This window comes from Acinetobacter wanghuae (genome assembly GCF_009557235.1).
Classification (GTDB): domain Bacteria; phylum Pseudomonadota; class Gammaproteobacteria; order Pseudomonadales; family Moraxellaceae; genus Acinetobacter; species Acinetobacter wanghuae.
In genome coordinates this window covers 444,041-457,241 of the sequence record NZ_CP045650.1, presented here as the reverse complement: position 1 = coordinate 457,241, position 13,201 = coordinate 444,041, and the positions used below count along the sequence as shown (strand labels likewise).

The window sequence follows — 13,201 nt, the reverse complement described above, 5'->3', positions numbered from 1 at the left end:
TTCCTAAATTTTTTGTGACTTAACCCATAATCACAATATGAGGGATAATTGCTTAAATTGCAAAATATTCGCCTGCCTTTCCATGCTTTTTTTTGCATAAGATTTGTGAAAATCTGCAATGGATTAGAATCTTATAGAGAAAAAAAAGGCGCTTAGCGCGCCTTTTTTCATGAGCTGTGAAGCTTAGCCTTGTTGACGCGCTTGTTGCGTTTTCAATAAGTCTTCATAGCTTACTTTAGTTTCAGTTACTTTAGCAGCAGCTAAGATGTAATCTACAACTTGGTCTTCAAGTACAACAGCTTCAATTTGTTGACGTTGTTTTTCATCGTTTTTGAAGTATTCGATCACTTCGTTTGGATCTTCGTAAGAAGAAGCCATGTCTTCGATGTACGCTTCTACACGTGCAGCATCAACTTCAATTTTCGCTTCAGCAAGAATACGGCTTACAAGTACGCCAAGTTTCACTGATTTTTCTGCTTGTTCTTTGAACAAGTCATCAGGAAGCATGCTTGAATCGAATGCTTTCGCGCCTTGCGCACCAAACTGTTGAGTGAACTGTTGGATCATTTGTTGACGTTGACGGTCAATTTCTTGAGCAAGCATTGCTTCAGGAAGTTCAACTTCGTTTGCAGCAACAAGCGCATCAAAAGTTGCACCTTTTACTTGGTTACGAAGACCGTTTTTCACTTCACGTTCCATATTTTTACGAACGTCAGCTTTAAGTTTTTCAACGCCTTCTTCTTCAGTTACACCGAAGATTTTAAGGAATTCAGCATCAATTTCTGGAAGTTTTTGTTTTTCAACAAGTTTCACAGTAATTTTAAATTGAGCAGCTTTACCAGCAAGGTTTTCAGCTTGGTAGTCTTCAGGGAAAGTAACATCGATTACTTTCTCTTCGCCTTTCTTCATACCAACGATGCCGTCTTCGAAGCCAGGGATCATACGACCAGAACCGAGTACAAGTTTGAAGTCTTCAGCAGCGCCGCCTTCAAATTTCTCGCCATCAACAGTACCTTCGAAGTCGAAAGTCACTTGCATGTCTTTTTTCGCCATGCCTTTAGTTTCAGTCCAACCAGCACGTTGTTTTTGAAGATTTTCAATCATCTTCTCAACGTCTTTGTCGTTTACGTCAGCAGCATTACGTTCAACTTCTAAACCTTCGAACTTAACGTCAACTTCTGGGTAAACTTCAACAGTCGCTTCGAAAACTAAAGCGTCTTCTTTCATTTCAGTTTTTTCGATGTTTGGCATACCAACAGCATTGATTTTTTCTTGTTGGATTGCTTCGAACACTGTGTCACGAATAGTATCGTTCACAACTTCTTGGTAAATACCCGCACCGTATTCACGACGAACAACGTTTACAGGTACTTTACCTGCGCGGAAGCCGTTGATTTTCACAGTTTTAGCAGTGCGCTTCAAACGAGCTTCAAACTGTTCGTTAATACGGCTCGTTGGTACAGATACAGTTAGACGACGGACTACGCCAGAAACTGCTTCAGAAGTTACTTGCATGGCTTCCTCAATATATTAGGTAATAACAGGTTTATAAAATTTGCCACATTATATGACAACATTTCAGGATATACAAAAAATACACGCCACATCGTGTTTTTAAATGGGAATTACTGCTAAAAAGTGTGTTTCTGTACACCTTGCACAACATTTCATTGTTTTATTTACGTGGGTTTGAGTTTTTGAAAGGATGAAGTACAACTTTTCATTTCCCAACTTCTTTTTGATCTTTGTCTTCAAATCATTTTTATAGGGTTATATTTGATGCGTAATCTCTTTCTTATTTAGAACGGATAACTCCAAAAGACATAAGCACCCTATCTTTCAAGACCTCACTTCAGTTTTGCTTATAAATGTGGAAGAAAATGCTTTAAAACTGAGCCTTCGATTCATGAAACCTTAAGCCAAAGACTGGCATCGCTATTCCCAATAAAAATCACACTATTTAATTTTTTTAAAAATATAAATAAAAAACAGAATGATAATTCAAAATAAGCCACTCCAATATCTAGTCATACACTTACAAATTTAAAGTTCATTCACAAAACCAATCATATCAACAAGAATATTTAAATAGGAATCATTATTATTCTCATACTATTTTGTCACCCTTCTTTCTAGGTTTTTTATGACCTTCATTAAAACACGTAAAAAGATCGTTTCATCGGCAATCGCGTCTTCCCTCTCAATCATGGCTGCAAATGCTATGGCTGAAGAAAATGTTGTGAAACTAGATACCATTCATTTAGATGTTGCAGCTGAACAACAAAGTCTTAAAGTAGATCAATCTGCCAATAAAAAATTTGTTGCTCCCCTGCTTGATACACCAAAATCAGTGTCGGTTATTTCAAAACAACTCATTGAAGATACGCAAGTTACAACATTAGCTGATGCTTTACGTACTGTACCTGGGATTACTTTAGGTGCGGGTGAAGGCGGTAATCCAAATGGTGACCGTCCATTTATTCGTGGTTATAACTCTGAAAGCTCAATGTATGTAGACGGCGTTCGTAGCGCAACTTCACAAAACCGTGAAATGTTTGCCATTGAACAAGTTGAAGTCACCAAAGGTTCTGCATCTGCGATGGGTGGTGCGGGTACTACTGGCGGTAGCATCAATATGGTGTCTAAAGTCGCTAAAGCAGGCGATGCTTTAGAAGGTTCTGTTGCGGGTGGTACAGATGCTTATGCACGTGTCACTTTGGATGCCAATAAAGACTTTGGAAATGGTATTGCAGCACGTGTTGCAGTCATGGGCCACACCAATGAAAAAGCTGGACAAAAAGATGGTGCTGAATATAAACGTGCGGGTATTGCACCAAGTATTACTTTCGGTTTAGACACTCCGACGCGCGCGACTTTAGGTTATTACTACTTAAAATCTGATGATATTCCTGATTCAGGCGTTCCTTACTGGAATGGTACAAAAGCTGAAGGTAAACCTTTAGATGTAAAACAAGGTATCTACTACGGTTGGAAAGAGCGTGATTTCCAAAAACAAGAAAATCAAATTGGCACAATCAAATTAGAGCATGATTTAAGCGACGATTTAACTTTAAGCAATGTTGCTCAATATTCTAAATCTAAAAATGATTATATTTGGACTCAACCTGATGACTCCAAAGGAAATATTGAAAATGGCAGTATTGCAAGACGTGCCAATACACGCATTACCGATACTGAAGTCTTCACAGATCAACTTTCTTTGTCAGGTAAATTTAATACAGGTGCGTTGAATCACAGTTTCAATACGGGCGTTGAATACTCACGTCAAGAGTCTGATAAAGGCAGCTATAACCTCACTGACTTAGGTGTAACTACAACTACACTTCCTAACGGCACACCCAATTTAAATGCTAATAATGGTTGTTCTGGTCTTGTTGGTTCAGCTTCTAATTTCTGGTGTACTGATGCCTATAATCCGAGTTCGAATGATCCTTGGTTAGGTTCTATTTCAGCAAATCGTGCTATTACGACCACCACAACTGAAAATACCTCTGTATATTTCTTAGATAATATTGAGATTAATCCTCAGTGGTTGTTAGATCTTGGCACTCGTTGGGATAAGTTTGATACAGAACAGGTTTATAACAAAAACTCAGGTTCAGGTAGCAGCATGATTGCTGCCGGTACGAAAATTAGCTCAGATACTGACTTCTTCTCTTATCAAGCAGGTTTAACTTTTAAGCCGACAGAAAGTAGTGCGATTTATACCAGCTTTGCGACCTCTGCCAACCCAGTCGGTGTAGATGCAGGTGATGGTTCTGAAGGCGTTGCGGAAAACTATAGTAATCTTGATCCTGAAGAAAGTCGTACATTTGAAATTGGTACAAAATGGGATTTACTCCAAGATAGCTTAAGTCTGACCGCTGCTGTATTCCGTACTGAAAAACAAAATGCCCGTGTACAATTAACCACAAACACCTATGCCAATGTAGGTGAAAGTAAAGTCGATGGCTTCGAGCTTGGTTTAAATGGTAATCTCACAGAAAAATGGGGAATTGCTGCCGGATATACTTATTTAGACAGTGAAGCTGTTGATAATGGTAAAAAATGTAGTGGTCGACCAACTGTATGTACAAATGAAGATAGTCCATACAATGGCAATCAAATGCCAAATGTACCAAAACAAAGTGCAACACTTTGGACGACTTATGCATTCACACCAGCTTTAACATTAGGTGCCGGTGCTATTGCGACTGACAAAGTCTATGGTGACCTTGCCAATACTAAATATGTTTCAGGTTATGTACGCTACGATGCAATGGCACGTTACAAAGTAAACAAAAATGTTGATTTACAACTGAATGTAAATAACTTATCGGACGAGCGTTACTTCACTAAAGCTTACTCATCTCACTATGCAACGGAAGCTGAAGGTCGCAATGCAGTATTATCTGTAAACTTTAAATACTAAGTTTAAAAGTTAAATGTCATATTTCAATGATGGCATTTAAACTAAAATAGCCTCTATCTAGGGGCTATTTTTATATAAGCTTAAAATATAGAAACAAACTACACTCAATAGGTATTGCTGTGATTCATCACATTCCAAATGTCTTAAGCAAAGAACAAGTACACTATTTTCGTCAAAAGATGGATGAAGTTGAATGGGTCAATGGCAAGGTGACTGCGGGCACACTTTCAGCAACAGTTAAACAGAACCAACAACTGCCTGAAGATCATCCCCTCACTCATCATTTAAGTACCATTATTTTAGAATCACTCGGTCAGCACCCTTTATTTTTATCTGCTGCCATTCCCCTCGATATCATTCCACCTTTGTTTAATCGTTACGAAAATAATGAAGCCTTTGGTTTTCATGTCGATAATTCAATTCGCCGCATTCGTGGCACTAACGAACGTTTAAGAACCGATTTATCCTGCACTGTTTTTTTGAGTGAACCTGACGAATATGAAGGCGGTGAACTCGTTGTTGAAGATACCTATGGCTATCACGAAGTCAAATTGCCTGCGGGTGATATGATTTTGTATCCATCCACCAGTTTGCATGAAGTGACACCCATTACCTCAGGTTGTCGTACGGCTTCATTCTTTTGGGTACAAAGTATGGTGCGTGATGATGCCGAACGTCATATGCTGTTTAATTTGGATCAAACTATTCAAAACTTACGTATGCAATTAGGCGATCAGCATGCAGAAGTCGTCAAACTGACCAATCTTTATCACAACCTCATGCGAAAGTGGGCTGAAATTTAAGAGCAATCATGCCTGAATTTATGGTTATTTAAGATGAATTCAGGCATTTCAAAGCCATTTAGTACTAAAATAAAATGATAGGTATTGAAAAAAATAAGTGTTTATTAAAATTCAAAGGGAACTTCATTTCACAAATATAAATTTTATGAAAATTTTTATCGTGATGTTCACTTTATAAGAAAATCTTTATTAACATACGACTAAAATCCATAGAAAAAGCAAAAACTTTTCGGTTTATCTGGATTAAACTTTAGGTTATAGGTTAAGCATATAGTGTAACTGGTATATCTAAAGTCCCAATATTTCAAAATATTTTAGATGATCTAATATCAATAATGCGCTATATGAAAACGATTATAGACAAAATCTATTTGTAGCCCAGTGACCGCTTCATCCAAGACCACGGTCAGTCTGGTTACACAAGGAGCTCTCTCATGATGTTGGCTGATCCAAGTAAAAAATACCGTCGCATGTATCAACGTGTGGACTTACCAGACCGTCAATGGCCGAATAATGAAATTAATAAAGCGCCTATCTGGATGAGTACCGACCTACGTGACGGTAACCAAGCGATCTTCGAGCCAATGAACATGGAGCAAAAATTTAAAATGTTCCAAATGTTGGTGAAAATTGGTTTCAAACATATTGAAATTGGTTTCCCATCAGCATCACAAATTGACTTCGACTTTACGCGTAAATTGATCGAAGAAAAACATATTCCAGATGACGTGTATATTGAAGTTTTGGTGCAAGCACGTGACCATTTAATTCAACGTACCTTTGAATCTTTACAAGGCGCAAAACGTGCCATTGTGCATATCTATAATTCGAACTCGCCCACCTTCCGCGAAAAAGTATTGAATGTAGACATTGAAGGTGCAAAACAACTCGCCATTAATGCAGCGACTAAAGTTAAAGAATACGCAGCGAAGCAGCCTGAAACAGAATTCATTTTCCAATATTCTCCAGAATGCTTTACCGCAACTGAGTTAGAAGTCGCAAAAGATGTCTGCGATGCGGTGACTGAAATTTGGGAAGCAAGCCCAACCAATAAAGTGATTTTGAACTTGCCAGCAACGGTTGAAGTTTCAGGTCCACATGTTTATGCCGATCAGATCGAATGGATGCACCGTAATATCGCACGTCGCGATGGTGTCTTGATTTCAGTACATTGTCATAATGACCGTGGTTGCGGTATTGCAGCCTCTGAGCTTGCCATTATGGCAGGCGCGGACCGCGTCGAAGGCTGTGTCTTTGGTAACGGTGAACGTACAGGTAATGTCGACGTTGCTGCAATTGCCTTAAACATGTATACCCAAGGTGTTGCACCAAACTTAGATTTCTCAAACATTAATGAGATTATTGCGACCGTTGAAGAATGCACAGGCTTACCTGTTCATCCACGTCATCCATATGCAGGTGATTTGGTGTTTACGGCATTCTCAGGCTCACACCAAGATGCAATTAAAAAAGGTTTTGAGTTCCAAAAAGATCAAGACATGTGGGATATGCCATATTTACCAATCGACCCGAAAGATTTAGGGCGTGACTATGATGCGGTCATTCGTGTCAATTCTCAGTCAGGTAAAGGTGGTATCGCCTACTTGTTAGAATCGAATTATAACGTCGTTTTACCACGTCGTTTGCAAATTGAATTCTCACAAATTGTGCAAAAACGTACCGATGAACAAGGTACTGAAATTTCTGCCACTGAAATTTGGAAATTGTTTAAAGAGACCTATGTGGACATCAAAGATGCCCATTACTCGAGCAAAAACTATAAACTTTCCGATGAAAATGGCAAGCAAGTGGTTGAGCTTGATATTGAAGTCAATGGAGAAACGCAACGTCTACATGGTGAAGGCAATGGTCCAATTTCAGCCATTTTAGATGCATTACAATTGCCAATTGATGTCTTGAACTATGAAGAACGCAGCATCAGTTCAGGTGCACATGCCAAAGCCTTGGCATTGGTTGAGCTACAAGTCAAAGGCAGCGGTAAATCTGTGTTTGGTGCAGGTGTTCACGACAACATTGTGACATCTTCTATCGAAGCGATTATTGCCTGTACCAACCGTTTGATCGAACAAGGTATTTTAAGTACCGAACAAGTGGTTGCTGCTGCAGTGTAAATTCACTATTAGAATTAGCAATAATTCATAGCATTAAAATGACTTTAGAAGGATACCCGCTAGTGGTATCCTTTTATTATTCATACTAAAGATTTAAGGCGAATCATTCCCGTGTCTTTTCCAGCTGACTCAGTGGGTTTAGTAACCCCACAAAAGTTCCAATTCGAACAGCCGTTAGAGCTTGAATGCGGTCGCATCCTCCCCCGTTATGACATCATGGTTGAAACTTATGGCACCTTAAATGCCGATAAGTCCAATGCAATTTTGATTTGTCACGCCCTTTCTGGTCATCACCATGCTGCAGGCTATCATCATGTCGATGATAAAAAACCCGGTTGGTGGGATTCATGTATTGGTCCCGGCAAAGCCATTGATACATCAAAATTCTTTGTTGTTTCGATTAATAATATTGGTGGTTGTAGCGGCTCAACTGGCCCAACATCACCAAACCCTGAAAATGAAAATCGCCCTTATGGACCTGATTTTCCACTCGTAACTGTACGTGACTGGGTCAAGACGCAAGCATTGCTGTCTGACCGTTTAGGCATTGAGACTTGGGATGCTATCATCGGTGGTTCACTTGGTGGGATGCAAGCTTTGCAATGGTCGGTGGATTATCCTGATCGTTTACGCAAGTGCGTGATCATTGCCAGTGCACCCAAACTTTCCGCACAAAACATTGCCTTTAACGAAGTGGCGCGTCAGTCGATTCTATCCGATCCTGATTTCCACAATGGTCGTTATCTAGAAAATGATAGTTATCCTAAACGTGGCTTAATTTTGGCGCGGATGGTAGGTCATATTACCTATCTGTCTGAGGAAGCCATGAAACAAAAATTTGGTCGTGACTTAAAGTCAGGCAAATTTATGTATGGTTTTGACGTTGAGTTCCAAGTTGAAAGCTATTTACGTTATCAAGGCGAACAATTTAGCCGTAACTTCGACGCCAATACGTATTTGATTATGACCAAAGCACTGGATTATTTCGATCCTTCACGTGAGTTTGACCAATCACTGAAAAAAGCGATGGCAAATACCCAGTGCAAATTCTTGGTGGTGTCATTTACCACCGATTGGCGTTTCACACCTGCACGTTCACAAGAAATTGTCGATGCGTTAATTAGCAGCCATAAACCTGTCAGCTATCTAGATATTGATGCGGAACAAGGACATGACTCGTTCTTATTCCCAATTCCATTGTATGTAAAATCTTTACGTGCATTCTTAGGTGGTGAACAACACCTGAAAGCAACACCGAAGGAGGTCGCATAATGCGTATCGACCAACAACTCGCTGAAAAGTGGATTAAACCCGGTTCGAGCGTACTTGACCTTGGCTGTGGCGATGGTGAACTGCTAGCACAAATGAGTAAAAAGCATGATATTCGTGCTTACGGACTCGAAATTGATCAAGAAAAGATTGCAATTGCGGTCAGTCGCGGGTTAAATATTATCCAACAAGACTTAAACCTCGGTTTAAGCCGCTTTGCCGACCAGTCCTTTGACAATGTGGTTATGGCACAAGCTTTGCAAGCTGTAGATGCGCCCGATGTTTTATTAAGAGATATGGTGCGTGTGGGGAAACAGGCAATCATTACCTTCCCAAACTTTGCCCATTGGAAGACACGTTCTTTCTTGGCATTAAAAGGAAGAATGCCTGTATCTGAAGCTTTGCCGTACATGTGGTATAACACACCGAATATCCACTTATGTACATTTCGGGATTTTGAAGCGCTTTGCGCCGAAAATAACATTAAAATTATTGATCGACTCGCAGTGAATGGGGATCAACAAGATAGTTTACTCAGTAAACATCTTCCAAATTTATTTGGTGAAGTCGCGATCTATCGAGTGAGTGCGCTATGAAAAAATTACTACTCAGTACGACGCTACTAGCGGGACTATTCAGCATGCAAAGTCATGCAGACTATGTGTCACCAAGCGCGTCTGTGTCGAGCCAAGCTGCTCAATATTCTGTTATGGACATCAACAGCCTGATTAAATCTGCCAAAGCGGGTCAACCGGGTGCACAGTTTTATTTAGCGACCAAATATCAATATGGTAAAGATGTCGCTAAAGATGATCGCCAGGCCTTTGCATGGTACAAAGCAGCAGCAGATCAAGGTTTAGCGGTTGCTCAGCTGAATGTCGGTCGTATGCTTGCAGATGGGATTGGCACAAAAAAGGATGAAGTCCTTGCACGTCGTTATTTAGAAAAAGCGGCAAGCCGTGGTGATAACCGTGCCAGCTTTAACCTTGCCATGATGGATGAAAAAAAGAAAAATTATATGAGCGCTTATCAGTGGTATGAACTCTCTACCCGTGATGGCATGCTCGATAATAAAGTCATTACACTGTCTGAAGGTAAGAAAACAGCATTGGCTGCAAACTTAACCCAAGATCAGATTCGTCAAGCGCGTGATCGTGCCGACAAATGGATTCAGGGACTTTAAGTTCTTCTTTCAAAAAAGCACCTTCGGGTGCTTTTTTTATTGCCTATTGGAGCGAAATGATCGTTAAAATAGCCCAATTGATATTAAGACAATGAGTTAAACATGGCGTCTACAGATTGGTTATCACAAGGAACATTGGTTCTAGCAAGCAATAACAAAGGGAAAATTGCGGAGTTTGAAAAGCTTTTTGCTGAATTAAATTTACCGGTAGATGTGGTTGCACAGGGTAAACTCAATATTGAAGACGCCATCGAAGATGGTTTAAGTTTCGTTGAAAATGCCATTATTAAAGCCCGTCACGCATCACGTATTTCAGGCAAACCCGCCATTGCCGATGACTCAGGCATTTGTGTTCCAGTTTTAGCGGGTGCACCCGGCATTTACTCTGCACGTTATGCTGGTGAACATGGTAACGATGCAGCCAACAATGAAAAATTACTTGCCGATTTGAAACCACTGCGTAAAGAAGGCGAAGCTATCGAAGGGATGTTCGTGTGTGTATTGGCTTTGGTTCAACATGCAGATGATCCACTTCCACAAATTTTCCAAGGCATTTGGAAAGGCGAGGTTTTAGAAGCTGCTCGTGGCGAAAATGGTTTTGGCTATGACCCATTGTTCTGGTTGCCTGAACTCGGTATTTCGAGTGCCGAAATGAGTAAAGAAGAGAAAAATAAGATCAGCCATCGTGGTCAAGCAATGAAGTTATTTAAAGCAAGTTTGGCGAAGTAAACATTTAACCCCTCCCTTTTTTAAAGGGAGATTGGGAGGGATTATTGACCTCTCCCTAGCCCTCTCCTAAAAGGAGAGGGAATCTATAATGTAGGCATCATCGTATGCACTAATACGCTATAAACCCCAATCAAAATCGTACTGGCAATCGTGCCTGAAGCGATATATTTTGCCGAGATGCCTGTCCCCTGATAATAGGTTTCAAGCGCAACGATATTGGCAGCAGGTGGCAGTAAAAAGTACATCATCATGACGCTATAGGTCAGTACGTGATGCGGAATAGGTAAAAATGCATAAGCACCAGCTGCTAACAGTAAAGCAAATATAAAACGCCCGCTGATGAGTAATAAACTACGTTTTAAATCGCTTAACTGAATACGGACTTGACTGAGCCACATGCCCAATATGCACATACCTGCAAAGGTCACTAAAAATTTGTTGGCAGCATAGGTCCACTGCACAATAGGCTCAAATTCAAACCGACTCAAATCCCAAAACGATAAAATTGCAGCAATACTCAGCGCAATAACGGGTGGAGATTGCAGCACATTTTTAAGAATAAATGTCCAATGTTGACGTGCTTGACTGACCGCAATCACCGCACTGATATTGCCAAATAATGACCCACCAATATATAGCGCAATAATGGTCGGCATCGCATCAGGACCAAATACCGCCAAAGCAAAAGGCAGGCCCAACCATACACCGTTCAGGTAGCTAAAGCATAGCGCACGCAGTTTATCTTTCGCGAAAAAATAAAATAGGCTAAACAGTACAATTGAACTCAGAATACTAAAACCAATGAGCCAGAGACTGCCCTCTTTATAGAACACCATGTTGTAAATGATGACTAAAGGAATGAGCAACCTTGCCAGAAGTGTAGCGAGCAAAGGACGAATAGATTTTAAATAGTGAACACCCCGATAACCGATTAAAAAGGAAATCAAGGGAAGTAACAGCGCCATAGTCGGACAGTCAGAATAGACAGTAAAGAAATCCTATCACATTCAAAGAGCGTCTTAATATGTCTCTAAATAGAAATATAATCGTCACCCTGCTGTCATATAAGCCTGTTGAGATAAAGCTATTTCAATAAGAGGATAACCACATGGCAGGACTATCAATTTGGCACGTACTGATTTTTGCAATCGTCGTCATTTTATTGTTTGGCACATCCAAACTTAAAAACCTCGGCAAGGATGTAGGTGGCGCGGTTAAAGACTTTAAAAAATCGATGAAAGAAGAAGAACAACAAGCGTCTCAAACTCAGGCAGCGCGCACCATCGATGCCGATGTCAACGTTGCTGAAAACACACTTAAGCACTAAGAGATTGCTATGCTCAATATTGGAATGACTGAGCTCCTGATCTTCGGGATCATTGCACTTTTGGTGCTTGGTCCCGAGAAACTGCCTGAAGCAGTACGCTTTATCGGTAAATGGTACGGCAAAATCAAGCGTACCGTGAGCAACATTCAAAATGATTTTGACCGTGAGCTACGTTTGTCTGAACTGCGTGAGCAAATGCAAACTGAGCTAAAACGCATTCAAGAACTTGAAATGAAAATGCAGATGCAAATGAACGAATTACAACAACCGATTCAATCTGGCGCAACTGAAAAAAAACCAACATTATCTCAGGCTCACTGTTGCTATCACCCGATGACACACCCTTTAAATAGCGTGTACTTGCCACAGTATTTTAATGTGAACGTGCCACAAAACAACCATGTTTATGCCGAACTGAAGGTGGCTATATGAATTCACTTCCCTCAAGCCCAAGTAAAGAACACACTGAACGCATTTCGCTTGAAGAAATGCCGATTACGAAACATTTAATAGTGTTACGCAAACACTTATTTAAAATCGTGGCAGTACTGATTGGCTTATTTTTTTGTTTGCTGCCTTTTGCCAATCATACTTATCAGATGTTATCAGCACCGCTGCGCATGCAGCTTCCTGCAAGTTCAACCATGATTGCGACAGATGTAACGGCAACCTTCATGGCACCCTTTAAGCTGAATTTTTTTATTGCACTGATGATGGCGATGCCCTTTATTTTATATCAACTGTGGGCATTCATTAAACCTGCCCTGCATGAAAAAGAAAAAAGTTTAGCAACGCCACTCCTCATAGGCAGTATTGCTTTATTTTATTTGGGCATAAGCTTTGCCTACTTTGTCGCACTGCCTTCCATTTTACATTTTTTTATCAGTGTTTCACCCGAAACTGTCGCGCCCATGACCGATATCAATAGCTATTTAAGTTTCTGCTTAAAGCTATTTTTGGTGTTTGGGTTTACCTTTGAGATTCCAATTATCACGTTGGTGCTGATTTTAATGGGTCTGGTATCGACACAAACGTTGGTCGAAAAAAGACGCTTTATTATTGTCGGCTGTTTCTTTGTCGCGATGTTCGTTACCCCACCCGATGCCTTATCGATGATCATGCTTGCTGTACCAATGTGGATGCTATTTGAACTTGGCTTATTCGCTGGAAAAATGCTAGAAAAAAGACGTCTTAAAACCCTTTAAAATAATGATAACGATCTAAAAATTATAAAATTTAAGCAGCTTCGGCTGCTTTTTTATGGCTTGGCTCATCCATCAATTCATCTGTCATGCGACTGACATATAAGCTTCACCGCGATGTCAT

12 protein-coding genes are annotated in these 13,201 nt (G+C 40.3%); 10 read left to right on the top strand and 2 right to left on the bottom strand.

Annotation, left to right across the window (positions count from 1 at the left end; genetic code table 11):
* Nucleotides 1-183 precede the first annotated feature (183 nt).
* Nucleotides 184-1,515, bottom strand: coding sequence for a trigger factor (gene tig, locus GFH30_RS02100; protein ID WP_153370672.1), 1,332 nt, complete (start codon nt 1,513-1,515; stop codon nt 184-186).
* 628 nt (nt 1,516-2,143) lie between these two features.
* Between tig and GFH30_RS02095 the strand changes: the two genes are divergently transcribed.
* The 7 genes from GFH30_RS02095 (at nt 2,144) to rdgB (ending at nt 10,548) form a co-directional block, all read left to right on the top strand.
* Nucleotides 2,144-4,432 (top strand): TonB-dependent receptor, encoded by a 2,289-nt coding sequence (locus GFH30_RS02095; protein WP_153370671.1) that lies wholly within the window; start codon nt 2,144-2,146, stop codon nt 4,430-4,432.
* A gap of 119 nt (nt 4,433-4,551) precedes the next feature.
* Nucleotides 4,552-5,235: a Fe2+-dependent dioxygenase gene (locus tag GFH30_RS02090; protein ID WP_153370670.1), complete on the top strand. Its 684-nt coding sequence runs from the start codon at nt 4,552-4,554 to the stop codon at nt 5,233-5,235.
* Between the two features lie 434 nt (nt 5,236-5,669).
* Nucleotides 5,670-7,367: a 2-isopropylmalate synthase gene (gene leuA, locus GFH30_RS02085; protein ID WP_153370669.1), complete on the top strand. Its 1,698-nt coding sequence runs from the start codon at nt 5,670-5,672 to the stop codon at nt 7,365-7,367.
* Between the two features lie 111 nt (nt 7,368-7,478).
* Nucleotides 7,479-8,639, top strand: coding sequence for a homoserine O-succinyltransferase MetX (gene metX / locus GFH30_RS02080; RefSeq protein ID WP_153370668.1), 1,161 nt, complete (start codon nt 7,479-7,481; stop codon nt 8,637-8,639).
* Nucleotides 8,639-9,232, top strand: a complete 594-nt coding sequence (gene metW / locus GFH30_RS02075; protein WP_153370667.1) for a methionine biosynthesis protein MetW — start codon at nt 8,639-8,641, stop codon at nt 9,230-9,232. Before metX ends, metW begins: the two co-directional genes overlap by 1 nt.
* The gene (locus GFH30_RS02070) at nt 9,229-9,819 is read left to right on the top strand and encodes a tetratricopeptide repeat protein (protein WP_153370666.1); all 591 of its coding nucleotides are present in this window, start codon (nt 9,229-9,231) and stop codon (nt 9,817-9,819) included. Before metW ends, GFH30_RS02070 begins: the two co-directional genes overlap by 4 nt.
* A gap of 102 nt (nt 9,820-9,921) precedes the next feature.
* Nucleotides 9,922-10,548: an RdgB/HAM1 family non-canonical purine NTP pyrophosphatase gene (rdgB, locus tag GFH30_RS02065; protein ID WP_153370665.1), complete on the top strand. Its 627-nt coding sequence runs from the start codon at nt 9,922-9,924 to the stop codon at nt 10,546-10,548.
* 83 nt (nt 10,549-10,631) lie between these two features.
* Here the strand turns inward: rdgB and GFH30_RS02060 are convergent, their stop codons facing one another.
* Nucleotides 10,632-11,513: an AEC family transporter gene (locus GFH30_RS02060; RefSeq protein ID WP_153370664.1), complete on the bottom strand. Its 882-nt coding sequence runs from the start codon at nt 11,511-11,513 to the stop codon at nt 10,632-10,634.
* A 143-nt stretch (nt 11,514-11,656) separates the two neighbouring features.
* On the opposite strand from GFH30_RS02060, the gene tatA reads away from it, so the two are divergent.
* From tatA to tatC, 3 genes are read left to right on the top strand one after another with little or no spacing between them, the layout of a single operon-like run.
* On the top strand, nt 11,657-11,875 hold the full coding sequence (gene tatA, locus GFH30_RS02055; protein ID WP_153370663.1) for a Sec-independent protein translocase subunit TatA: 219 nt from the start codon (nt 11,657-11,659) through the stop codon (nt 11,873-11,875).
* A 9-nt stretch (nt 11,876-11,884) separates the two neighbouring features.
* On the top strand, nt 11,885-12,307 hold the full coding sequence (gene tatB / locus GFH30_RS02050) for a Sec-independent protein translocase protein TatB (protein ID WP_153370662.1): 423 nt from the start codon (nt 11,885-11,887) through the stop codon (nt 12,305-12,307).
* Complete coding sequence (gene tatC / locus GFH30_RS02045; RefSeq protein ID WP_153370661.1) at nt 12,304-13,080, top strand: twin-arginine translocase subunit TatC; 777 nt, start codon at nt 12,304-12,306, stop codon at nt 13,078-13,080. Before tatB ends, tatC begins: the two co-directional genes overlap by 4 nt.
* The last annotated feature ends 121 nt before the right edge of the window (nt 13,081-13,201 follow it).

Excerpts from the sequence above, each read along its gene's own strand:
- tatA (WP_153370663.1), top strand. The coding sequence starts at position 11,657 with ATGGCAGGACTATCAATTTGGCACGTACTGATTTTTGCAATCGTCGTC.
- leuA (WP_153370669.1), top strand. The coding sequence starts at position 5,670 with ATGATGTTGGCTGATCCAAGTAAAAAATACCGTCGCATGTATCAACGT.
- rdgB (WP_153370665.1), top strand. The coding sequence starts at position 9,922 with ATGGCGTCTACAGATTGGTTATCACAAGGAACATTGGTTCTAGCAAGC.
- tig (WP_153370672.1), bottom strand. The coding sequence starts at position 1,515 with ATGCAAGTAACTTCTGAAGCAGTTTCTGGCGTAGTCCGTCGTCTAACT.
- GFH30_RS02060 (WP_153370664.1), bottom strand. The coding sequence starts at position 11,513 with ATGGCGCTGTTACTTCCCTTGATTTCCTTTTTAATCGGTTATCGGGGT.
- GFH30_RS02070 (WP_153370666.1), top strand. The coding sequence starts at position 9,229 with ATGAAAAAATTACTACTCAGTACGACGCTACTAGCGGGACTATTCAGC.
- GFH30_RS02095 (WP_153370671.1), top strand. The coding sequence starts at position 2,144 with ATGACCTTCATTAAAACACGTAAAAAGATCGTTTCATCGGCAATCGCG.
- tatB (WP_153370662.1), top strand. The coding sequence starts at position 11,885 with ATGCTCAATATTGGAATGACTGAGCTCCTGATCTTCGGGATCATTGCA.
- metW (WP_153370667.1), top strand. The coding sequence starts at position 8,639 with ATGCGTATCGACCAACAACTCGCTGAAAAGTGGATTAAACCCGGTTCG.
- tatC (WP_153370661.1), top strand. The coding sequence starts at position 12,304 with ATGAATTCACTTCCCTCAAGCCCAAGTAAAGAACACACTGAACGCATT.